The sequence below is a fragment of the Microcystis flos-aquae FACHB-1344 genome (assembly GCF_014698375.1).
Classification (GTDB): Bacteria; Cyanobacteriota; Cyanobacteriia; order Cyanobacteriales; family Microcystaceae; genus Microcystis; species Microcystis aeruginosa.
The window spans coordinates 13,643-35,714 of record NZ_JACJSW010000198.1; the positions used below are offsets into that span (position 1 = coordinate 13,643).

The following is a 22,072-nucleotide window of genomic DNA, read 5'->3' on the forward strand; positions in this document are numbered from 1 at the left end:
CTAAATTCCTTTCTGGAGAGAGAATTGCACCTGTTTAAATTCTTGTTTTAAACGTTGTTTGAGTTTGTCGGGGATGGGACGGGAACCGTAGGCGGTATAATAACCAGCTAGAGAGTTTAAGGCTGTTTGCATAGTAGTGAAAGAACGCAAACCCCCGGATTTTTTATCTCGTCGGTAGAGGGAGATGTAATCGTTGATTTGTTCCTTTGCTTGCGACTCAACTGCCGCTTTATTCGGGTCATCTTTGACTAAATCAAGGGCTGTGGTTAAAGTTTCAATCACCGTCAGGGTATCCTGTCCATAATTGCCGGTTAACCGCGAACTACTAGAACAACCCATCAATCCGATGACCAGGACGAGAACCAAAGCTAATAAGCGAGAAATGTAAGGTTTTAGAGACATATTTTCAACACCATAAGTTAATCCCAAGTCACCTTATCCTATCAGGAAACCGTGACCAGTTCCCCAGGAGAGTTAACTGGCTGCAAAAATCAGGGGTCAACTGGGGGTAAATAGCCAAAATATAGGCTTTTTGGGCGGTAAAAGCCCTATTTTTGCCTAAAATTTCGATTAGTCAGGGGTCAACTGGGGGTAAATAGCCAAAATATAGGCTTTTTGGGCGGTAAAAGCCCTATTTTTGCCTAAAATTTCGATGCCATCAACCCGGAGTGAGTTGATTCTGGACTAATTCCAGCTGCGATAAAAATTCTTCGTTGCTTTCGTCCGGTTTCGAAAGAAAGAAAGTTACATTTTGTCATCTTTAGACCGCTCAAGCTGGAACTAGGGTGAAATGGGCAGTTTGACGGTAAAGCTTGTTCCCTTATCCACTTGGCTATCTAGGGCGATTTCGCCGCGGTGGAGTTCGACGCATTTTTTAACCACTGCTAACCCCAATCCCGTGCCGATAATATTTTCCACATTCTGACCCCGATAAAAGGGTTCATATATCTTACCTCTATCTTCCTCGGCAATGCCGATCCCGTGATCCCGGACTTGAAAAACAATGCGATCGCTATCTTTCCACAAAATCAAACTAATCCCTGCTCCTGTGGGGGAATATTTAATCGCATTTAAGAGTAAATTACTTAAAATCGAGTAGAGCAGTTTCTCATCTAGATAAGGACGGATCATCAATCCCTGACTGACAAATTTAATCGGGGTATTATTTTTATTGATAAATTGAAAATCTTCGACTAAATTTAAACAAAAAGCTTCAATATCGAGCGGCTCTAACTGACAACTGAGATTCCCAGATTCTGCCCTTGTTAAAATCAAAATATCTGTTAAGAATTGATTCATTAGCTTGACAGAAGACTGGATTCTATATAGGTTTTTTCTGCTCGACTTATCTGCATCTTTTAAACCATTTTCTAATAACTGCGAGGCGGAAAGAATCACGGTTAAAGGAGTTCGGAACTCATGGGATATCATAGAAAAAAGCTGAATTTTTAGATCGGAAAGTTCTTTTTCCTGTAGTAATAACCGGTGAATTTCATCACTTTTTTGTCGCCGTTTCTCTTGCCAAAAAACTAAAAGATAAACTCCGCAAATAATCCCAAAACTGATAAAAGTTCCCAGTAAGCCCAAAAGAGAATTTTCGCTGATACTATCCCTAGAACTAGCGATGCTACTTCTTAAATTCCTTTTCTGACTAGCTTGTAAATAGGTAAGAAGATTTTGAAACTTATCCCGGACTTCGACACTTTTAACCGTGATTGCATCTTGAGAAATATCATCGGATCGATCGGATTTATAGGTGGCGATCGATTGATTAAATAGAGCAATTCGCCGATACATTAAATCCCCGATCTGAGTCACCATTTCCCGCTCGAAATCTGTGCCGTTTTCTAATTGTTTAGCCAGGAGTTGCCAGTTAGATTGCATCAAAGCGATCGCCCGATGATGACGGCTTAATTCCCTAGGGCTGCCAGTTGTGATATAACCCCGTCTTCCCGATTCGGCCACCGCCATGTTAGCGTAAAGATTACTGAGATTATCGATGATCTCGTAGGTAACTTCCACCTCGGCAGCGCGCTGACGCAGGGCGAGGGTATTGCGATAGGAAACTAGGCTAATAGTTCCCATCAATAAGACAGTTAGCCCGAAACCTCCCGCGATCCATTTTCCTTGTTTGAGCCAATTCATCAGGAGTTAACCGACGCTATTTCCAGCTTACTCTATCTAAATGGAGCAAGAGGACTCCCGTTAAATTTCTCCTTAATTAAAAATATACCAGAAATTAACGGGAGATGAATTGCCCCCAGAATCTAAACTAACGCGACAGCGTTTCCTAATAAGGAAAGGCTTGATTCTTAAGGTATGTATGAGCTTGACATATTTAAGCGGAAGTGTTATACTGAAAAGATAGCACAGATGGGGTCAGGCTGATGTTAAATGTTTTAAAAGTGAGAATATACCCAAACAAAAAACAGGAACTAGCCTTAGCTAAAAACTTTGGTTGCGTCCGTTTTGTTGGGAATTACTACTTAAATAAAACTAACAATCAGTACCTAGAGACTGGTAAAGGAATGACCTACTGTGACATGGCAAAAGACCTTACCAAACTCAAGAAACAGCTGGATTTTGAATGGTTAGCTGAGGCTACTGCCGCTACCTTGCAGCAATCATTGAAAAACTTAGAATCTGCTTTTAAGAACTTCTTCTCAAAAAGAACAAAATTCCCTAAATTTAAAAGTAAGCACAAAAAACAATCAATCCGTTATCCTGAAAGTTGTTCAATTAGAAATAAGGGAATTAAGCTACCTAAATTAGGGGTTGTAAAAGCTAAGATTTCTCAAGTAATAAATGGTAAGATTAAATCCGTAACTGTTTCTAAAACCAGTACAGATAAATATTTGGCTGCCATCTTGTTTGAGATGGATGACTCAACAACCATTGAAAAACTAAAAATATCAGGGATAGACCTAGGTTTATCTTCTTTAGTTACGGTTTTTGATGGTGAAACAACCTACAAGATTGACCCAATCAAACCTACCAGAAAATATGCTAAACGTTTAAAGCGGAGACAACAAGCATTGTCTCGTAAAGCCAAGGGGTCTAATAATCGCCAAAAAGCCATTAAGGAGGTAGCCAAGGTTCACGAAAAGATAGCAAATACTAGACAGGATTTTCTTCATAAACTCTCCAGAAAGTTATGCGATGAAAACCAAATCGTTGTAGCCGAGAATCTGAATATTAAAGGGTTAGCAAGGACTAAATTAGCCAAATCAATACATGACGCTGGTTTTGGTATGTTGCTTAATTTCTTGGACTACAAGCTAAAAAGAGAGGGAGGAAAACTTGTAGAAGTTGACAGGTTTTATCCGAGTACAAAACTCTGTTCTTGCTGTGGATTTAAAAATGATTTATTGACTCTCAGTATTCGTGAATGGATTTGTCCAGAATGTAAGACGCAGCACGATAGAGATGAAAACGCCGCCAAGAATGTAAGGGAAGAAGGTATGAGAATACTGTCAACAAATACCGATGGACAGTCGGAATTTCAAGCTTGGGGAGAAACTGTAAGACTCGTTGGTACTTGTACCGAAAAGCGGGTTTGGGGTGAATCAAGAATCCCCCGTCACAGCGTCAGCTTAACGGCGGGAGTGTCAAGTCTAGACCATGCGAATTTTAGTAGTAGAAGATGATATGCAACTAGCCGAGATTTTGCGAGAGGCATTGAGCGAGCGACAATACGTTGTCGATGTGGCTAGAGACGGAGAAGAAGGCTGGAATTGGCTAGAATTAGGCAAATATGACCTTTTAGTTCTCGATGTCACCCTGCCAAAATTAAGCGGAACTTTGCTCTGTCAACGTCTGCGACGAGCGGAATCCCATCATCCCGTCTCTGCTAATGCCACCGTTCCCGTCCTATTATTAACCGCAAGGGATACGGTAATCGATAAAATCGACGGATTAGACGCAGGGGCCGATGATTATGTCACTAAACCCTTCGATTTGGGCGAATTAATGGCGCGGATTCGGGCCTTGATCCGACGTGGCAGCAGCACCAGCAGTGTTTTATTATCTTGGGGGGGGTTGCAGTTAAATCCCAGTACCCACGAGGCCAGTTATAACGGTCAACTTCTTTCCCTCACCCCCAAGGAATTCGCTCTCTTAGAATTACTTGTTACCCATGGGCGCCGGGTCTTAAGTCGATCAGGTATTATTGAGCGAGTTTGGTCTTTGGACGATTCTCCGGCCGAGGAAACCGTTACTTCCCATATTCGCGGTCTTCGTCACAAGCTAAAATCCCTCGGTGCGCCGGAAGACTTTATTGAAACCGTTCACGGTCTTGGTTATCGTTTAAAGTAATATCTGCCTTGGGACAGTGGACAAAATCATTTCTGCACGAAATCTGCACGAAGTTTGCAGAGGGTTTCCATAATCACCCGTTAAATTAGAAAGTTAGACAGGTGCAGGGCTTCTAGACAATCAGAGCGGTCAAACCTGTGACTCTCCTCTCCTAAACGGGGCTGCTTGACATGATTTACACGCGATTTGACTATCACGGTTGGCAGATTGAATTGAGCGCAGAAATGCAGGGTTATTCTTTTCAATGTTGGCGAGTGGATGGCAGCGAAGGAATTAGCGATTGCCTAGTTTATGCCACCTCTGAACAAGCTTTAGCGGCTGCCCGACACCGGGCGGATCTAGAGTCCGCTTGTCTTGCCCTACTGCGATTTCTCAATGATATCGGCGGCCGGAATTATTATCTCACCCGCGATGATCGCGATGCTCTTAGCCAGTCAATTTTAGAATACGCCCGTCTGGGTGGTGTTTCCTAATTTCTTCCCCGGAAGTTTTCCCCTGATTGAGAATCATTCTCGCTCCGATTTTTTTCAGGCCACTTTCGGTAATAGAATCGTGACAGTGGTTCCATTACCGGGGATACTAGCAATTTCGATCGAGCTACCGTGTAGTTCCACGCATTTCTGCACTACCACCAAACCCAACCCTGTCCCGGCGATGTGACGGACATTTTTATATAACTGTTTTTGATCTTTTCTGCTTGGAGAAATTGCGTTAAAATTAACGATCATAGCGATCAATAAAAAAATTTTATGGTTGTCACTGTTAATAATTCCCTGACACTAAGGGAATTTCTACAATTACCAGAAACTAAACCCCCCAAGGAATTTATTGACGGTCAAATTATTCCTAAACCAATGCCCCAAGGTAAACATAGCACTATTCAAGGTGATTTGGTTCCGGCTATTAACGCCAGTCTAAAACCCCAACGAATTGCCCGTGCCTATCCTGAATTGCGTTGTACTTTTGGCAGTCGTTCTCTAGTTCCTGATGTTTCAGTTTTTCTCTGGGAAAATATTCCCCGCGATGGCGAGGGAAAAGTATTAAATAATTTTGCGATCGCTCCTGACTGGTTAATTGAAATTCTCTCTCCAGATCAAAATCAGACTAAAGTTGTTAAAAATATTCTTTATTGTCTAGATCACGGCACTCAAATGGGTTGGTTAATCGATCCAGAAGAAGAAATTATCTTTGTTTATTTTAGTGATCGAACTATCGCTATTTTTGAATCAGAAAATGCTCTTTTACCCGTCCCCGCTTTTGCTACGAATTTTCAAATCACCCTCGGTCAATTATTTGACTGGTTAAGAGGTTAACGGATTATCAGTTATCAGTTACCAGTTATCAGATATGAGTTTTTAGTTTCCACATTTGGGTTATCATTTCACTGATTACTGTTTGCTGATTACTGATTACTGATCACTGATTACTGATTACTGTTTAGGTGACACTTTGAAACAATTGAGGCCAATCGAGATTGGGTGCGTCTGAGGGGGCAACAATTTCGATAATTTTATTGTTAGCGGCGGGATAAAATAGGGATTCTACGCAAACGGAAGCCACTTTTGTGCGGGGAATATTGCCCTCAGAAAGGGTATCGGCGGATGACATTTTAATGGCATTAAGATTATCATCGTTTTTGAGGCCTCCGGGTCGCACAATCGTGTAGGTTAGTCCACTATTGATTAAATAGTCCTCCGCTTGTTTTTTCCAGAATAAAATTAACCAAAAGAGATTGAGGGGATGGAAAAAGTTAGATACACAGAGGGAAGTAACGAGAACAAAATGCTCGATTCCTTTCTTTTTTGCGGCATCGATGAGATTTTTAGTTCCCAAGTAGTCCACTAACAAAGGTTCCGTGGGATTAAAACTCGGTCTGGCTCCCGTGGCGCATAGCAAAACGCTACAATCAGCGATTAGTGCCTCTAACTTATCGGCCTGTTGGACATCTCCGACGACGATTTCCACCCCTGCTGGCAAAATTTCCGCCGCTTTCTCTGGGTTTCTCACCAAAGCGCGGACGGGAATCTGACGTTCGACTAATTGGGCAACGATTCGCCGTCCCGTTTCCCCCGTGGCTCCTGCTACAAATGCTTTCATCGCTTCTTGACCTAATAGTTTTTAACAATACGTTACACTAATCTCAATTCTACAAATTTCCCCGATCCTTTGGCAGTTAATCCCCAACTGTTTCTAGCACTATCATTTTCCAGGTTTTAAGTCATGCAGCGTCCCCCCATTAACTCCCTAGCTCGCGAATCTGTAGAAGTCAAAGAAGACAATCAATTTCTCGGTTTTCAAACCCATTTTGCCGGATGTATGGATATGTATAGCAATCAGGACAAGGTTGCCGATTATCTGGGCGCTCACGAAGGTTGGTTTTGTCGTTGTGCCGAACCGATGAAAACTCTGCCCTTCGGTGACAATGGTTATATTATCACCATCGGTAAATATGGAGCTTTTGGCTATGAACTGGAGCCGAAAATCGCTGTGGTTCTCGATCTGCCGGTCAATGGAGTCTATCATACTCGCAGTGTTCCCATTCCCGATCAACCGTTTTTAGGCTATCTAGTGGATTATCAGGCAATTATGAAACTAGAGGAAATGCCGCTATCTTCTCCTAGTCAGGAAATTGAGGCAATTTTTCGGCAACAGGGACGGGATATTCCGGCGGTTATCACCCAAGTCACCTGGGAACTGCGTATGGATGTTATGGTTAAGTTTCCCAAGTTTATTTATAAGATTCCCCGTCCCATTCTCCAAAAAACCGGTGATAAACTGTTGACGCAAATTGTTCGCCAAGTTTCCCCCCGCTTAACCTACAAAGTTCAAGAGGATTTTCACTCTAGCTTCAATTTACCCCTACCCCCTGCCTCCAGTCGTCTTTTCTATCGTCTCGACTCCTGTGAGGGTGGGTTACTTGCCTAGGGTTTGGGGGGTCTGTCAACAGTAAGCAGTAGAGCTTGCTGATGGGAAAGCAAGGAAAAATAAAGATTTGCTAACGGTGCTGGTCAGTCTAAGCTAGAATTATTAAGAAATGTTTACTTGTAAAAATAAACCTAAGACTACTTCAATATTTTATGTCTCTGCCTATCCGTAACGTTGCTATCATTGCTCACGTTGACCACGGGAAAACCACCCTCGTCGATGCACTCCTCAAACAGTCGGGAATCTTTCGAGAAGGGGAAGATGTACCCACCTGCGTCATGGATTCCAATGACCTCGAAAGAGAACGCGGTATCACCATTCTGGCCAAAAACACCGCCGTTCGTTACCAAGACACCCTGATTAACATCGTCGATACTCCCGGTCACGCCGACTTTGGTGGCGAAGTGGAACGGGTTTTAGGTATGGTGGACGGTTGTATCCTGATTGTCGATGCTAACGAGGGGCCGATGCCCCAAACCCGTTTTGTGCTGAAAAAAGCCCTAGAAAAGGGATTAAGACCGATTGTCGTGGTCAATAAAATCGATCGCCCTAACGTCGATCCTAACCTAGCCGTGGACAAAGTTTTCGATCTGTTTGTGGAACTGGGTGCCGATGACGACCAATGTGATTTTACTACTCTGTTCGCTTCCGGGATGCAAGGATTCGCCAAAGAAAGCCTCGAAGACGAAGACAAAGATATGCAGCCCCTCTTTGAAGCGATTTTACACCACGTTCCACCACCGGCCGGGGACGTTAACAAACCCCTACAGCTGCAAGTAACCACCCTCGATTACTCGGAATACTTAGGACGCATCGTTATCGGCCGCATCCATAACGGCGTAATTAAAGCTGGTCAACAGGCAGCTTTAGTAAAGGATACGGGCGCGGTTGTCAAGGGTAAAATAACAAAACTTCTTGGTTTTGAGGGCCTCAAACGGGTGGAACTAAACGAGGCCAGCGCCGGTAATATCGTTGCTGTGGCTGGTTTTGCCGACGCTAACATCGGGGAAACCGTAACTTTAGCCGATGACCCGCAAGCTTTACCCCTAATTAAAGTCGATGAACCGACCCTACAAATGACCTTCTCGGTGAACGATTCTCCCTTTGCCGGTCAGGAAGGCACTTTTGTCACCTCGCGGCAAATTCGCGATCGTCTGATGCGAGAATTAGAAACTAACGTCGCCCTACGGGTGGAAGAAAGTGATTCTGCCGAGAAATTCCTAGTTTCGGGACGGGGAGAACTGCATTTAGGTATTCTCATCGAAACCATGCGTCGGGAAGGCTACGAATTCCAAGTATCGCAGCCGCAGGTTATCTATCGCGAAATTAACGGTCAACCCTGCGAACCCTACGAATACCTCGTTTTAGATGTACCCGAAGAAGCGGTGGGTTCCAGTATCGAACGTCTCGGCCAACGGAAAGGGGAAATGCAGGATATGCAGACGGGCAGCAATGGCCGTACTCAATTGGAATTCGTGATTCCGGCCCGAGGTTTAATCGGTTTCCGGGGCGAATTTATCCGTCTGAGTCGCGGTGAGGGGATTATGAACCATAGTTTTCTCGAATATCGTCCTTTCTCTGGGGAATTGGCCACCCGTTACAATGGCGTGATTACTGCCTTTGAGGAAGGAGTCGCCACTTTCTACGCCCTCAAAAACGCCGAGGACCGGGGAGTATTTTTTATTACTCCGGGGACAAAAGTGTATAAAAACATGATTATCGGCGAAAGCAACCGGCCCCAGGACGTGGAGATCAATATCTGCAAAACTAAACAGTTAACTAACCATCGTTCCGCCACCGGGGATGAATTGGTTCAGTTACAATCCCCCGTGGATATGAGTCTCGAACGCGCCCTCGAATACATTGGACCAGATGAGTTGGTGGAAATTACCCCGAAATCGATCCGTCTGCGTAAATTACCGGTGAAAAAGTTAGCCAAACGTTAATCGGTTTTGACAAAATCCGGCGGCAATTTTGCCATGGCCGTTGCTGCTAAAAGGGGCAGCAATGGCTCGAAGATGATCGGTAATTGGTTAAGATTGAGATCTAACAAAGAAATCCACTCAGATTTTCAACAAAACTGAGATGATAGAAAAAAGTGCCTTGAGTTTGAGGGTAAAGAATCTGCTGTGAGCTATTCTGCTACTTTGATGCGACATCCGATGTTTCCCGCCGCGTCGGACAGCAATCGTCTGCGTCTCTTTTCGGGATCCGCTAATGTATCTCTCGCCCAAGAGGTGGCCCGTTATCTGGGTATGGATGTGGGGCCGATGATTCGTAAACGTTTCGCCGATGGTGAATTGTACATCCAGATTCAGGAATCGATCCGGGGCTGTGATGTCTATTTAATTCAACCCTGTTGCAATCCCGTCAACGATCATTTGATGGAATTGTTGATCATGATTGATGCCTGTCGTCGTGCTTCTGCCCGACAAATTACCGCCGTAATTCCCTATTATGGTTATGCTCGCGCCGATCGCAAAACCGCCGGCCGGGAATCGATCGCCGCTAAACTGGTGGCTAATCTGATCACGGAAGCGGGGGCAAGTCGCGTGTTGGCCATGGATTTGCATTCGTCCCAAATTCAAGGTTATTTCGATATTCCCTTCGATCACGTTTACGGTTCCCCAGTGGTGGTGGACTATCTTCTCAGTAAAAAATTACCCGATATCGTCGTGGTTTCTCCCGATGTGGGTGGGGTGGCTAGGGCGCGGGCTTTTGCCAAAAAACTCAGTGATGCTCCCCTAGCAATTATTGATAAACGCCGGCAAACCCATAATGTGGCGGAAGTGATGAACTTGATCGGTGATGTTAAGGATAAAACGGCGGTTTTAGTCGATGATATGATCGATACGGCTGGTACGATCGCTCAAGGGGCGCAGTTACTGAAAGCCAAGGGGGCGCGACAGGTTTATGCTTGTGCCACCCATCCGGTTTTTTCTGGTCCGGCGATCGAGCGTTTATCCAGTGGCATAGTCGAGGAAGTGATCGTTACTAACACGATTCCCGTCCCCCAAGAACATTTTTTCCCGCAACTGAAAGTCTTGCCGGTTGCCCCGATTCTGGGGGAGGCCATATGGCGCATCCATGAGGACAATTCCGTGAGTAATATGTTCAAATAGACGGACGAATCCCCCTAAAACTAGGGGGAATTTTTATATTTAGGGCTTGCTGAATAAATGTGAAATGTAGGCAAGGTAAGGGTTTTGTGGCTTTTCTCGTGAAACAGGTGCAAGATTTTGAGAGAATCGTGCTTCAAAACCTTGCGTCTTCATCAGCCCGCGTCCTGTAGGGGCGAAGCATTCGGGCAATAACCTATCGGTGAAACCGTAGATTTTCTATCCGAATGCTTCGCCCGTACTTTTTGCCGCAAACCCTATTTATTTTGTTGACATTAATTCTGATTTGTGGCAGCGTCGGGGTTGTCAAGTCCTCCCAGACGATTGAAGGGCCAAAAACGCACCACGGCGCGACCGATTAAGTTTTCCCGGGGAACGAAGCCCCAAGCGTGGGAATCATAACTATTATTGCGATTATCGCCCAAAACCAAATATTGATCGGGGGGAACTGTCACCGGTCCGAAAGTATAATTAGGTTCTTCGGCGATATACTTTTCCGCTAAAACTTTACCGTTGACGTGAACTAGACCGTTTTTGACTTCCACCTTATCCCCCGGCAGTCCAATCACCCGTTTAATAAAAGCATCATGAAAATTTTGAGCTTTCAGGGCGGCTGTCGGACTAAAAACCACTATATCACCCCGTTCTGGCTTCTGAAAATGATAGCTAACTTTCTCGATAATTAGGCGATCGTTAATCTGGAGAGTGGGTTCCATGGAAGAAGAGGGAATATAACGGGCCTCGGCCACAAAAGTGCGGATGCCAAAAGCCAAAATTCCAGCCGTGACAATGGTTTTAACTGCTTCTAGCCAAGGGTTTTCTTGGGGGACGGGAGGAGGAGAGGGTTTTTCGGATTTATGGTTCAAGCTTTCAGCCATAGAATTTAAACTTTTGAGAAGGATTAAGCCAATACGCTCTTTAATGTTCTAGTCTAGTGATAGTAGCAGCGTAGATAATATTTTAAGACAATTTTCCCACATATACTGGATCACTGTTAATTTGTCAACGCCGCATCCTGCTGCCTGAAGGGGAATTTCCTCGGGGGTAGAAAAAGGCAATGCAGTCCCTCAAAAAGGCAAGTTTTTCGCCGCTATTAGAGGAAAAACGTTAAATTCGAGGATTGAACCCCTAATCTCCCTTAAAAGTCTCTTCTCCGTCACTACTTAGACCTATGTTTGCACAAATTCCCGAACGATCAATGCACTATCTGCGATGGGTTGTTACCATCGCTTGGTTAATTCTGATATTTTCTCTGTTTTTTGACCCGATTTCGGCACAATTAACCGATCCTAATAATCTTGCTAGTCCCCTGAGAGTTGCTCGCAATGTGTGCATTAAAGTCCAGGGAGTTTGCCTACCCCAATCCTCCTATCAGTTAGCTGCGCCGATTTTTTGGGGAATAGTGGTTCCTAGTAGCATTTTTATCTTATTAGTATTCGGTCACGAACTCTGGCGGCGTATCTGTCCTTTATCCTTTCTTTCTCAAATACCGCGCGCTTTGGGTAAACAGCGTCAGAAAAAATACACCGATAAATCGGGGAAAGTCCGCTATGAAATCTATAAAGTGCCGAAAAACTCTTTTTTAGCCCGTAATTATCTCTATCTACAATTAAGTCTGTTATTTTTGGGTTTATGCGGACGGATTCTCTTTGATAATTCCGATCGCTTAGTCTTAGGCAGCTTTTTAATCTTTACTATTCTAGGGGCGATCTTTGTGGGTTATTGGTATGGGGGCAAATCTTGGTGTAACTATTTCTGTCCCATGAGTCCAGTGGAAAGGATTTACGGTGAACCGAGGGGTTTACTAAATAGTACCGCTCACGAAGACAGTCGCGGTGGGATTACTCAATCTATGTGTCGTATTGTCCGGGAAGATGGTAGCGAACAAAGTGCCTGTGTTGCCTGTCAGAGTCCCTGTATCGATATCGATGCGGAAAGATCCTATTGGGATGGGATTACTAACAGAGATCGCCAATGGCTTTATTACGGTTATTTTGGCTTAGTTTTTGGCTATGCTATCTATTATTATCTCTATGCTGGCAATTGGGACTATTATTTCTCTGGAGCTTGGGCGCACGAAGAAAATCAACTAGAATCCCTCTTTCAACCGGGTTTTTATCTTGCTGGTCAGGCAATTGCGATTCCGAAGCTGGTAGCTGTCCCCTTAACTTTGGCAATCTGCACTTTTTTGGGTTACTTTCTCGGTAAAAAAGTTGAAAATGCCTATAAAGTCTATAGAATCCGCAAAAAGTCGCCCTTACCGACCGAAATTATCCGTCACCGCGTCTTTACTGTCGGAACTTTTCTGATTTTCAATTTCTTCTTTATTTTCGCTGGTCGTCCTTTTATTAATCTTTTGCCAAAATTTTGGTATTATTTCGCTGATATTTTACCGGCTGTTTTGAGTAGTTTATGGTTATATCGCACTTGGACAAGGGAGCCGGGCCGTTACCAACGAGAAGGACTCGCAGGAAGATTGCGTAAACAGTTGGGTAAACTGGGTCTCGATACGGCTAAATATCTTGATCGGCGATCGCTGTCAGCTTTGGACGCGGATGAGGTGTATGTATTGGCCAAGATACTGCCGGATTTCAGCCACCAGAAGTGTTTAAAAGCCTATAAAGCCTTGTTAAAAGAGGCTTTGGAGGAGGGATATACTGACTTCGGCCACAGCCTCGAAATCCTAGAACAAATGCGCTTAGAGTTGACGATTACCGAGGCCGAACATCAGGCAATTCTAACGGAGTTGGGTGTGGAATCGGCCGAACTTCTCGATCCGGACAAGCAGTATAGTCGCGAGGATTGGTTGCGTTTGCAGAGTTACCGCGATGCTTTGTTGGAAAGTTTGTTGGTGACTTGGAAAAAAGACCCCGATCGCCGGGTGGGGTCAGAATTGCTGCAAGTGTTAACCGGTAAGAGTTCCAGGGAGGCGATCAAGCATTTATTGACGGAATTGCCGGCCTCGGAAACGGAAACTGTCGAGTCTTTGCGTCGGGAGTACGGAGTTACCGGTCAGGAGGAGGAAACGATTCTCCATCGTCCTCTGTCCCGTCAATTATGGCAAAATATCGCCCGCGCTTTTCATGTCTTTGATCGTCTATCTTTTAGTAGTGACAGCGATCGTGATCAACAGGAAAGAATTTTATTGGAAAGATTCCAGCTATTCGATAGTGATGGTTCGGGACAAATTAGCCTTGAGGAGTTAAAAGCTTGTCTTCAGGCGATCGAACCGGGGGTGACAGACAAGGAAATCGAAGCTATGTTACACCAGGCCGATACAAGTCGCGATCATCAGATTAGTTTTCCAGAATTTCGCAACCTACTGCACCAATTCCACAAATAAACTGTCTTCAGTTAAGGAGTCTTTATTTTCCCTGACTCCTTTTTTTCTTTTAAAAAATAGCTGTTCGCAGGCAGGCACGGATTCCCATTATACTAGAAAGTATAAGTCAAGTTGAGGGCTTTTGTCAAGCTTTTTTAAGAAAAAATTTCGAGGTTTTGCTGAACTGTATGAGGGTAAATCCGATAGGGACTATAGAGAGGGAGATTTAATGGCAAAATGTAGTATATTTGTTTCTATTTCAGTTATGGTTTCTGGAAATCGCTGATTGTTAAAATTGATCTGCTCGGAATATAGATGATAGGCTGTATTGTAAAAGTTACGAAGGATAAAAGCAATAAATATGCTGGGTGTTAAAGGGGAGGACACTGGAATTCGGCAGTTTTTGAATTGTCTTAGGGTGAGATGACATCTGGGGTGATGAATCTCTTGAAAATTATCAGGATCGTAATCAAATCTAATCGGTACAGCTACAATATTTTTGTCGATAATATCGGCAAATATCTCATCTTCTTCATATAGTTCTGGCTCATTTTGAAAAGATTCTAAATAAGGGGATGAGAAGAAAGCTAGTCTATGGGATAATAACTGCGATCCTTGGAAGCGATAAAGTAATTGAATCAAGGCTCCATCAATCATTTTAATATTATAATTCTTACCGCGATCAAGCTCATCATAAATATCTTGATAGGCAACATTTTTTAGGGCAATGGATAAGTCGGAACTATTGGCATAGCTAATCTCAGAAATATTTTGACTCAATTTATTCAAAGTCGGAAAGTTCTGCTGACTTGATAATCCTACTTCTATCAATTTAGCCGTTAAATTTTTAACATCTTTAAAGATATTCTGAACATTAAGCATTTCTTAACTATTCTTGGAATATTTTGATAATTTCGTTTTTTTCATCTGATGAAAATTCTATACTTTTTAACTTGGCAATTAATTCTTGCTTTTCCCTGTCATTTTTATATCTCTTGGTATTAAGAGTATCTCGATAAACCTTCTTCATTTGTTGAAGTTCTTCGGGGGTTGGATAGGTAAACTCAAGAGCAAAATTTCTCGATTTAATTTCCTGAAATTCCCTCTCTAAAGCTTGCATATTTGCTCCATAACCAATAACTCTTAACCAAGCTTTACTTCTAGTCATCGCTGTAAATAAAATATTGCGGTTACTAGCAATTTGTGAACCAGATAAACATTCTTGAGCGTTAATGAAATAAACCATTGCCGCTTCATTGCCTTTTGCACGATAAATCTGTGTAAAAGCAATCGAGTTTTCTTGAAAAAACTCATCGGGAGAAGATGTGCTACCTGCTAAATGAGAATTAATATTTTTTGTAAATAACATTTCTCTAGCTTTTCCAAAAACGTTGCGAGCATTTTTAGGTATTGGATGGATAACCATAATATCTTGGCATCTTAATTCATCTTCCTTGAGATTCTTGGCAATTTGTTCCACTAGCCATTCAAATTGCTCCTGATTGTTATCGAAAGATTTAAAGTTGATAATATCATCGATAGAAGAATGTTCTTCAAGGAATTTAGGACTGGTTTTGGGGGTTCTAATCAGTTTAACAAATTCTCCTGATTTTAATTCTCCTTCTTCAACCTCATAACCAATATCTTGCCATAATTGACGATTATCAAACATTTGAATTAGTCCCTGTGGATAATAAACTCCAAAACCTAGAGCATGAGCAGAGGACAGAATAGGACGAGAATTTCTGTAACAAGTATTTAAAACCACATCTTGTTGGGGTTCGCTGGGTAAATTCTCCAATTTAACTCTAGGATTACCATGATTATCATTTCCAAAAATAACTTCGGGAGAATGCATGACTTTACTATTTAAGCTTTGCAACTCATCATAGGCATAAACTAAACGTTTATCATCTTTCAAGATTTCATAGCAGAGTCTTAAGAAGTCTTGAGGAAAATCTTGAGCTTCATCAATTAAAATAAGATCATAATATTGATGAAATTTTTTAATCTCTCGGAAGGCTTTTTGACAGACAAACTCAAAAGGGTCTTCATTCAACAAATATGTTAGGTTGTTTGCTTGACTAAAATCTAAATATTCAATATTATGTCGTTTACATAGCTCATAATAAATTCCTTCTATCTCAGGACTTCCCCAAGCGTGAATAATTTTTACTTTTTCCCAGTCTGGTTCGGAATTTTTATGCTCATAACTAAACCGAGTAATTAAATCTTTGTATTGATCCTTTAACGAGCGTGTATAGAAGGTAACAGCAATATTCCAATCGGGATGAGTTGCATGAAGATAAGCTACTTTCAGCGCTAAGACAATTGTTTTTCCCGAACCTGCTAAACCTCTAATTCTTTGTACACCTTTAGTGGTTTCTAAAACAGCCTTATTTTGAGTTTCATCAAGATTAGCGATAGAATCTTCTAATTTTTTTAACTTTGCTCCCCTAGAATCTCGTTTAACAACATAACTGCGAGCGTCTTTTTTTCTAATGGTTGTAACAGCTTGTATAACTGAGTTGACTTTCTCGAAATATTCAGAATCATTGCCTTGACATTTCTTGATAAAATCATCAAGATCTTTATCTTTAATAAGAACAGGATATTCCTCTGGGTTAATTCCTTCTGGATAATTATTCCAAATCGGTGCATAGGTGGCTACAGAAATGTTAACTATTAGCTTTCTTTTTTGAACAAGCTCTTTATAAGACAGCAGTTTTGCTTCTAACTTGGTTATGCTCTCGTCTTGAGTGCCTTCAATATCCAAATCATAATTTTTTCCCTCATCAATATTAAAAATAATAACCCCTTGCTGACGAGAGACTAATAGAGCATCAATTTGATATCCTCCTTGGGGAGTTCCAATAATAGGATAGCCGATATACAATGTTCCCTCTATATCTGTTCTTTCCTCAAAATATTTAGCTAATCTTTGAGAAGATACAGGTTTAGCTGAAGAACCGCGAATAACGTTAACCATAATTTTTACCTCGGGAGTTCTTTTAGCAGAATCATTAGATGCCTATTGATTCTTGAGGAGGGCAACAAAATTACTATAGCATTTTTTCAACCATCAAGTCATGTTATGATTATCGGTTAATCCCCAGTTTTGACCTAAAGCTATAGATATAGATATTAACCTCTCACAATAAACCGCGATAGCGGATAAAAACGAGGATTACTGCCCAGGAACCTAAAGCTACTTTAACGGCGACTAAAATATTTAGTATCGGTAAAATGCCGCCACTAAATAGCGCTCCTAATTCCCCGTGGGGTAACTCAAATCCTGAGAGAGTAATGACGGCTAAAACAATAAAAACTAAGACGGAAATTTTCTCCCATGTTGCCGCTTGCCAACGGCGATAAATTGCTTGCATCCATTCGGGAGACGAGGTAATTGCTATTAAACCAATTGCCGTACCTCCGGCGACTCCGGCGGCAAAACCTCCCCCCGGACTTAAATGTCCGCGGATAGCTAATTCAATGCCCACTAAAGCGGTAATTGTTGCCCCTAAACGGGCTAAAATAATTGAAGGTTGGTCGGTAAATTGATGGATTTTACTGGCGGGTTTTTCGGTGGCTAAAAGAAAATTTGCCCCCATAATGGCAATGGTAAAAACCACCACTTCATAGATGGTATCGTAGAGACGATTACGAAAAATAACCACCGAAACCGCATTAGGAACACCACCGTCGCGCACCAGGGATTCAACAATTTCTAAGGATGATACAGAGGAAGCAGTATTGGGAATAATTACCATTTTGACAGCGAAGGCAATGGCGGCTAGAGTATAAATCCATTTCATTAGTGTTTCTCCTCTAATTTGGGGGTTTCAATACAGGTTAAAATCGTGTTGGCTGCCGTTAATTCATTTTTAAAAATATCGTAGAGATAGGGTAATCTAATTGTGGTTTCGTAGGGGATAGTTTCTGGATTGTCTTGACGGATACAGACGGCATGAATATCTTTATCCCTAAGTGCCTGTTGCAAAGCTTGTTTATCACTGTAGGCAACTAATTCTAAACGCATAAAACGTTTACTTAAAACCGTTTGTAGTTGAGTTTTTAACTGTTCTAAAACTGTATCGTTTTCCTCCGCAATTACTCCTAAACGCATCACTAAAGAGGAACGAATCGCCACCGCGTAGAGAGTTACAGCTAACATGGTTCCCATCAAAGCTTCGGTTAAAGATACATCTGCTGCCCCTAATAAAGCATAGACTAAGGCTGCTATTGCCCCTAAAACCCCGCGAATTACTAGAGCTTGGTAGGGATTAGATTGTAACATCACCATCGCCGCAGTTAAAGGCAAGAGGGCAACAATAACATAGAGATAACTTTCATTCATCTTTAATTTTACTCTCGATCGCTAGAAGTATAAGCTAAAACGTAGCCTAACATGGTGTTCCAAATTGCCAGGGAAATTATTGCCAATAATAATAAAGGCCAATTTTGGGGAACTTTCAAAAGTAGCCCGAAAATAATCGCCATGGAACCCAAAGTATCAGCGACAGATAGACCATGTAATTTATATAATACCGAGCGCTTGTCTAAAAGATGCGCCGTTCCCCAAAACCAGAAAAAAACTCCGATAGCGATGCAGATATAACTCAAAATGTCAATCATGATTCGTTCAATCGTTTAAGAATTTGTGCTAATAACATAAAACCAGCATTACCGACACTGAGAATAATCACTGCTACCACTCCAATCATCCAATCATCCCGCAGAACTGACACCACTAGAATAATAATCGATGATTTACTGGAAGCACTGGCAAAGGCGGCCATTTTTTGCCAGATGTCATCATTTCTTGCCACTTCATAAAGGGGAATTAATAGGGCGACAATCATGGCAATGAGAACAATATTCATCCCTGGGAACTCCGTTTAATTACATGAACTTCATAACCCTCATTTTCCTTGTATTCGGTGACGATAGTTTTCGGGGTAAAGGTAATGAGAAATATATCCCAAAAAGCCAATCTGGGTGAACGTTTACCCGAAATTCTCTCTAAAATAATTTCTTCTTCCTTGTGGGGACGAAAGATAATTTCAAACGCTTCCTTATAAGCTTGGGGAATAGCCAGAAAGACTTTAATTATTACCTTTAACCAATCGCCTAAAGTTTCGCTAGAGGCGAAATTACGGGGTAAAAGAAAAGCAATAGCCACCCCGATCATAATATTAGCGGGGGTAAAATTAGCGGTGAGCAAAAACCACATAGTTAAACGCAGAATTATATGTCCGATCATGCTAAGACCATCCAAAATAATAAAACTAACATTATACTCATCATACCGATGAGATTATCAAATTGTTCCCAAGCTCGCGATAATTTTAGGGATAACTTTTTGAAAACTGCCAGATATAACCACCACCCGGCACCGATGACGGCTAAAGCTTTGATAATATTGGGGAGATTATAAGCTTCAACATAGACGGCATTGGATAAAAATAGGGCGGCAAGCAGCAGAATGATTGCTGTCCAGAAACCGATAGTTAGCTTCTGTTTACTTTCGCCCCCTGCATGGGGTAAAAAGATAAATTTAGCAAAGGAAATCGCTGTCCCCACCGCCACAAGATTGATCATAATCTCTTGCCAGGGTACTAAATTTTTCATCGTTAACGCTTTCGCCCCAAAACCGGATAATAGGGGGAATCCAGAGATAGAAAAACTAGCAACCACTAGGGCAATCCAGAGAGAATTAGGGAGCGATTGTTGCTGTAATTCTTTAAAATTGCGACTGGGTAAAACTCCCGCTAACAGAAATAGGCAAGATTTAACTAAACCGTGGGTAAGGGTATAAAAACCACTGACTACCGGGGCGGCTAAAATAAAACCTAACTGGGAAATAGTATGGAAGGCTAACATCCGCTTGCTATCCTTTTCAAACACTGCGTATGACACGCCAAAAATCGCCGTTAGCACCCCGAAAAGCCGAATTAGGACATCTAAATCGTCTAGGATTAAAGCACAGCGCAGGAGGGGAAAAATGCCAGCTTTTACCACCACCCCCGACATCAGCGCCGAGACGGAGGTTTCCGATTCCGAGTGTGTCATCGGTAGCCATAACCCCGAGACAAAGATTCCCCCTTTGACTAATAATCCCATGAAGATTAAAGCCAAGGCTTCGGGAGGTGCGTCCTTTAAACCAGCAAAAGCAAAGGAATTATTGGCTTTATAGACTAAAACTGCGCCAATAAGGTAAAATAACATCGCCACATTGCTGATAAACAGATAACGCAGGGCAACCCAGAGAGAGCGATCGCTGCGAGGATAGGCAATCATCAGAAAAGCGGCAATACTAATTACCTCTAGGGCAACGTAAACGCTAATAAAATCCTCACAGACGAAGACAGAATTAATGCTGCCGTGGAGAATGATAGCTTGGGCGTAAAAAAAGGCGGTTTTGCTACTTTCCCAGCTATAAAAAATAACTGCCATCGTCACCAGGGCATTAGTGAGGATAAAATAGGCACTTAACTGATCGGCTACCAGTTTCACGCCATAATTATCCAGTAGGTTAAGGGTTATGGGGGAGGATTGGCTAAATAGAAGGAGAGAATAGGCGAGAGAGATAATAGTGGTGGCGAGAGCCAGATATTTGTCTAATCGCGGCAATAAATAGATGATAAAGCCGATCAAAAAGGGTAAACTTATCCAAGCGATCGTTAAAGTATTCATGGTGTGTTATTTTTTTCTATCTCACTGCTGTCGAGGGTGGGGTTATCTTTGGCTAATTTCATCACTCCCACCAGCATTAACGCCTGAATGGAAAAACCGATGACGATCGCTGTTAAAATCACTGCTTGGGGTACAGGATCGGCGTAATTTTGCTGTTTAACTGTACCGAGGATGGGAGTAAATAAACCGTCACGGGAAGAAATCACCACATAGTAGGCGATAACGCCCGTACTCATGACATCCATGGCGATAATCTTCATGATTAAGTTTTTTTTCAGGAATGTTCCTAAAAATCCGCACAAAACGGTGGCGAATACAAACAACTCTAGCAGGGGAATCGTCACTGGGCTTCTTGATTAGATTTGGTTATGAGTCAAAATACTTTTTCTAATTATCCTCGATCGAGTCCCAATTGATCAAAAAATTCTCAAGATTATTGGCGAATTTTCGGGCGGCAAATAGATTGCCTTGGATCTATAAGTATGATTGAAAAAAAAACAAAAGCAAGCGGTTTCGCTTTAATAGTGTATATCTTGCCAGAGGGGGCAATCAGTAATGTTTTGGAAATCTTTGATATTTTTGCTGGCAATAATAACCCGACGACTGGGATATTTTTCTTTGAGTAGAGACCATTGAGCCGATAGGATACAATCTATATCAATATTTTCTTTAACTTTGTTTGGTTGACCTGTTGCTCTCAACTCAGCCCAAAGATCAGCGGCTTTTTGTAGTAAAATAAAACTGACTTTCTGAAACTCAATTACATTCCTTAACTTATCTAATTCTTGCACGCTTTTACTTCTCGTCTAACCTCATAATCACATAGATCAGATGAAGTCAGACAAGCTCCTCTTGCCAGCAGACGATAAAACCATTCGGTACATTGATAAACTTCTGTACATAACTTTTGATCTTCTGGCCAGTCTTCACCGATCGGGGTTACTAATAAGCTTAAAATGTTAGAGTCCAGAATTACCATCACTCTTTTAATCCCATCCCTTAACTTTTCTCAGATTTTCTAACTGTTCTAAGCGAGATTTTGCCCATGCGATCGCTGGCTGATTTTTTTGTTTCTGCACTTGATCAGTATCGGATTTATTCGACGTATAAAAGTCTGTCCAATTGAGAGGTTTAGTTTCTTGATTTTCGTATTCTTGTATTTGCCAGAGGATAGCCATAGCCCTATGCTTTAAAGAGATTAAAACTTGGTTAAACTGAATTTTTTTCTCTGGTTGCAAGCTAGGATCATTTAAAAAAGCCTTGGCGATCATCTTAAAAGATTCTAGGGATTTGTGGGGAAAATAGCCAATATATTTTTCTATTATTATCTCTGAGAGTATGGTAATACCGAAGCAAATACGATTATATTGAGCGGATTTATCTGTTGATTTTAACAAAGCATCTAACAGTATTTTCTTCACTCGAATTAACTCGATAAAACCCAGAAGTGTTGAACGGGGAAAAAAGTCGTACAAAATTTGATATTATAGATAAGAAAACAAAGTAAATATACACCAATAAATGTGAATAAGCCATGCTAACAATTTTCCCAAAACTAATGAAAGAGCTTCTCAAGCCACTCCCCAAAAATGACTATCCCGCATTAAGTACATTTACTTTTGTGTCCTGTTGGATAGGTTTTGCACTGGATAAAAGTATCGTCAGCATGAGAGACTTAAGCGCACGCCTGAAAATG

25 protein-coding genes are annotated in these 22,072 nt (G+C 42.0%); 8 read left to right on the top strand and 17 right to left on the bottom strand.

Annotated features, from left to right (window positions below; all coding sequences use genetic code 11):
• Both psb27 and H6G48_RS20205 read right to left on the bottom strand, forming a co-directional pair.
• Positions 1-402: a photosystem II protein Psb27 gene (gene psb27, locus H6G48_RS20200; RefSeq protein ID WP_043998990.1), complete on the bottom strand. Its 402-nt coding sequence runs from the start codon at positions 400-402 to the stop codon at positions 1-3.
• A 378-nt stretch (positions 403-780) separates the two neighbouring features.
• Complete coding sequence (locus H6G48_RS20205) at positions 781-2,145, bottom strand: sensor histidine kinase (RefSeq protein WP_190722985.1); 1,365 nt, start codon at positions 2,143-2,145, stop codon at positions 781-783.
• A gap of 242 nt (positions 2,146-2,387) precedes the next feature.
• Between H6G48_RS20205 and H6G48_RS20210 the strand changes: the two genes are divergently transcribed.
• The 3 genes from H6G48_RS20210 (at position 2,388) to H6G48_RS20220 (ending at position 4,787) form a co-directional block, all read left to right on the top strand.
• On the top strand, positions 2,388-3,647 hold the full coding sequence (locus H6G48_RS20210) for an RNA-guided endonuclease InsQ/TnpB family protein (RefSeq protein ID WP_190722986.1): 1,260 nt from the start codon (positions 2,388-2,390) through the stop codon (positions 3,645-3,647).
• The gene (locus tag H6G48_RS20215; protein WP_002758477.1) at positions 3,622-4,314 is read left to right on the top strand and encodes a response regulator transcription factor; all 693 of its coding nucleotides are present in this window, start codon (positions 3,622-3,624) and stop codon (positions 4,312-4,314) included. The genes H6G48_RS20210 and H6G48_RS20215 overlap by 26 nt, the downstream gene beginning before the upstream one ends.
• A 170-nt stretch (positions 4,315-4,484) precedes the next feature.
• Positions 4,485-4,787 carry a hypothetical protein gene (locus H6G48_RS20220; RefSeq protein WP_190722987.1) on the top strand — a complete coding sequence of 101 codons (303 nt, stop codon included), beginning with the start codon at positions 4,485-4,487 and terminating at the stop codon, positions 4,785-4,787.
• A 54-nt stretch (positions 4,788-4,841) separates the two neighbouring features.
• Here H6G48_RS20220 and H6G48_RS20225 read toward each other — a convergent pair whose 3' ends face one another.
• Positions 4,842-5,042 carry an ATP-binding protein gene (locus tag H6G48_RS20225; protein WP_190722988.1) on the bottom strand — a complete coding sequence of 67 codons (201 nt, stop codon included), beginning with the start codon at positions 5,040-5,042 and terminating at the stop codon, positions 4,842-4,844.
• Between the two features lie 21 nt (positions 5,043-5,063).
• Here H6G48_RS20225 and H6G48_RS20230 point away from each other — a divergent pair, with 21 nt between their 5' ends.
• Positions 5,064-5,627, top strand: a complete 564-nt coding sequence (locus tag H6G48_RS20230; protein WP_190722989.1) for a Uma2 family endonuclease — start codon at positions 5,064-5,066, stop codon at positions 5,625-5,627.
• Positions 5,628-5,751: 124 nt separating this feature from the next.
• Here H6G48_RS20230 and H6G48_RS20235 read toward each other — a convergent pair whose 3' ends face one another.
• On the bottom strand, positions 5,752-6,411 hold the full coding sequence (locus H6G48_RS20235; RefSeq protein WP_190722990.1) for an SDR family oxidoreductase: 660 nt from the start codon (positions 6,409-6,411) through the stop codon (positions 5,752-5,754).
• Between the two features lie 123 nt (positions 6,412-6,534).
• Between H6G48_RS20235 and H6G48_RS20240 the strand changes: the two genes are divergently transcribed.
• The 3 genes from H6G48_RS20240 (at position 6,535) to H6G48_RS20250 (ending at position 10,361) form a co-directional block, all read left to right on the top strand.
• Positions 6,535-7,239 (top strand): DUF1997 domain-containing protein, encoded by a 705-nt coding sequence (locus H6G48_RS20240; RefSeq protein WP_190722991.1) that lies wholly within the window; start codon positions 6,535-6,537, stop codon positions 7,237-7,239.
• Between the two features lie 152 nt (positions 7,240-7,391).
• Positions 7,392-9,185 carry a translational GTPase TypA gene (typA, locus tag H6G48_RS20245; RefSeq protein WP_002796752.1) on the top strand — a complete coding sequence of 598 codons (1,794 nt, stop codon included), beginning with the start codon at positions 7,392-7,394 and terminating at the stop codon, positions 9,183-9,185.
• Positions 9,186-9,389: 204 nt separating this feature from the next.
• Complete coding sequence (locus tag H6G48_RS20250; protein WP_190359357.1) at positions 9,390-10,361, top strand: ribose-phosphate pyrophosphokinase; 972 nt, start codon at positions 9,390-9,392, stop codon at positions 10,359-10,361.
• 272 nt (positions 10,362-10,633) lie between these two features.
• Here the strand turns inward: H6G48_RS20250 and lepB are convergent, their stop codons facing one another.
• Positions 10,634-11,236, bottom strand: a complete 603-nt coding sequence (lepB, locus tag H6G48_RS20255; RefSeq protein WP_147068668.1) for a signal peptidase I — start codon at positions 11,234-11,236, stop codon at positions 10,634-10,636.
• Positions 11,237-11,529: 293 nt separating this feature from the next.
• Here lepB and H6G48_RS20260 point away from each other — a divergent pair, with 293 nt between their 5' ends.
• Positions 11,530-13,701: an EF-hand domain-containing protein gene (locus H6G48_RS20260; RefSeq protein WP_190722992.1), complete on the top strand. Its 2,172-nt coding sequence runs from the start codon at positions 11,530-11,532 to the stop codon at positions 13,699-13,701.
• A gap of 189 nt (positions 13,702-13,890) precedes the next feature.
• On the opposite strand, the gene H6G48_RS20265 is transcribed toward H6G48_RS20260, so the two are convergent.
• The 12 genes from H6G48_RS20265 to H6G48_RS20315 all read right to left on the bottom strand — a co-directional run bounded on the left by H6G48_RS20265 (position 13,891) and on the right by H6G48_RS20315 (position 21,797).
• Complete coding sequence (locus tag H6G48_RS20265; RefSeq protein ID WP_190722993.1) at positions 13,891-14,562, bottom strand: DUF2290 domain-containing protein; 672 nt, start codon at positions 14,560-14,562, stop codon at positions 13,891-13,893.
• A gap of 7 nt (positions 14,563-14,569) precedes the next feature.
• On the bottom strand, positions 14,570-16,669 hold the full coding sequence (locus tag H6G48_RS20270) for a DEAD/DEAH box helicase (RefSeq protein WP_190722994.1): 2,100 nt from the start codon (positions 16,667-16,669) through the stop codon (positions 14,570-14,572).
• Positions 16,670-16,832: 163 nt separating this feature from the next.
• Positions 16,833-17,495, bottom strand: coding sequence for a Na(+)/H(+) antiporter subunit B (locus tag H6G48_RS20275; protein WP_190722995.1), 663 nt, complete (start codon positions 17,493-17,495; stop codon positions 16,833-16,835).
• Positions 17,495-18,037 (bottom strand): DUF4040 domain-containing protein, encoded by a 543-nt coding sequence (locus tag H6G48_RS20280; protein WP_104396121.1) that lies wholly within the window; start codon positions 18,035-18,037, stop codon positions 17,495-17,497. Before H6G48_RS20280 ends, H6G48_RS20275 begins: the two co-directional genes overlap by 1 nt.
• Before the next feature lie 8 nt (positions 18,038-18,045).
• On the bottom strand, positions 18,046-18,315 hold the full coding sequence (locus tag H6G48_RS20285; protein WP_045358951.1) for a monovalent cation/H(+) antiporter subunit G: 270 nt from the start codon (positions 18,313-18,315) through the stop codon (positions 18,046-18,048).
• Complete coding sequence (locus tag H6G48_RS20290; RefSeq protein WP_002771873.1) at positions 18,312-18,563, bottom strand: hypothetical protein; 252 nt, start codon at positions 18,561-18,563, stop codon at positions 18,312-18,314. The genes H6G48_RS20285 and H6G48_RS20290 overlap by 4 nt, the downstream gene beginning before the upstream one ends.
• Positions 18,560-18,943, bottom strand: a complete 384-nt coding sequence (locus H6G48_RS20295) for a Na+/H+ antiporter subunit E (protein ID WP_147068671.1) — start codon at positions 18,941-18,943, stop codon at positions 18,560-18,562. The genes H6G48_RS20290 and H6G48_RS20295 overlap by 4 nt, the downstream gene beginning before the upstream one ends.
• On the bottom strand, positions 18,940-20,376 hold the full coding sequence (locus H6G48_RS20300) for a cation:proton antiporter (RefSeq protein ID WP_190722996.1): 1,437 nt from the start codon (positions 20,374-20,376) through the stop codon (positions 18,940-18,942). Before H6G48_RS20300 ends, H6G48_RS20295 begins: the two co-directional genes overlap by 4 nt.
• A complete protein-coding gene (locus tag H6G48_RS20305; RefSeq protein ID WP_002796737.1) occupies positions 20,373-20,720 on the bottom strand; it encodes an NADH-quinone oxidoreductase subunit K in 348 nt (115 codons plus the stop codon). Before H6G48_RS20305 ends, H6G48_RS20300 begins: the two co-directional genes overlap by 4 nt.
• Positions 20,721-20,894: 174 nt before the next feature.
• Positions 20,895-21,167: a hypothetical protein gene (locus H6G48_RS26530; RefSeq protein WP_242034708.1), complete on the bottom strand. Its 273-nt coding sequence runs from the start codon at positions 21,165-21,167 to the stop codon at positions 20,895-20,897.
• Positions 21,155-21,355 carry a hypothetical protein gene (locus tag H6G48_RS26535; RefSeq protein ID WP_242034709.1) on the bottom strand — a complete coding sequence of 67 codons (201 nt, stop codon included), beginning with the start codon at positions 21,353-21,355 and terminating at the stop codon, positions 21,155-21,157. The genes H6G48_RS26530 and H6G48_RS26535 overlap by 13 nt, the downstream gene beginning before the upstream one ends.
• A 7-nt stretch (positions 21,356-21,362) precedes the next feature.
• Complete coding sequence (locus tag H6G48_RS20315; RefSeq protein WP_242034710.1) at positions 21,363-21,797, bottom strand: hypothetical protein; 435 nt, start codon at positions 21,795-21,797, stop codon at positions 21,363-21,365.
• Between the last annotated feature and the right edge of the window lie 275 nt (positions 21,798-22,072).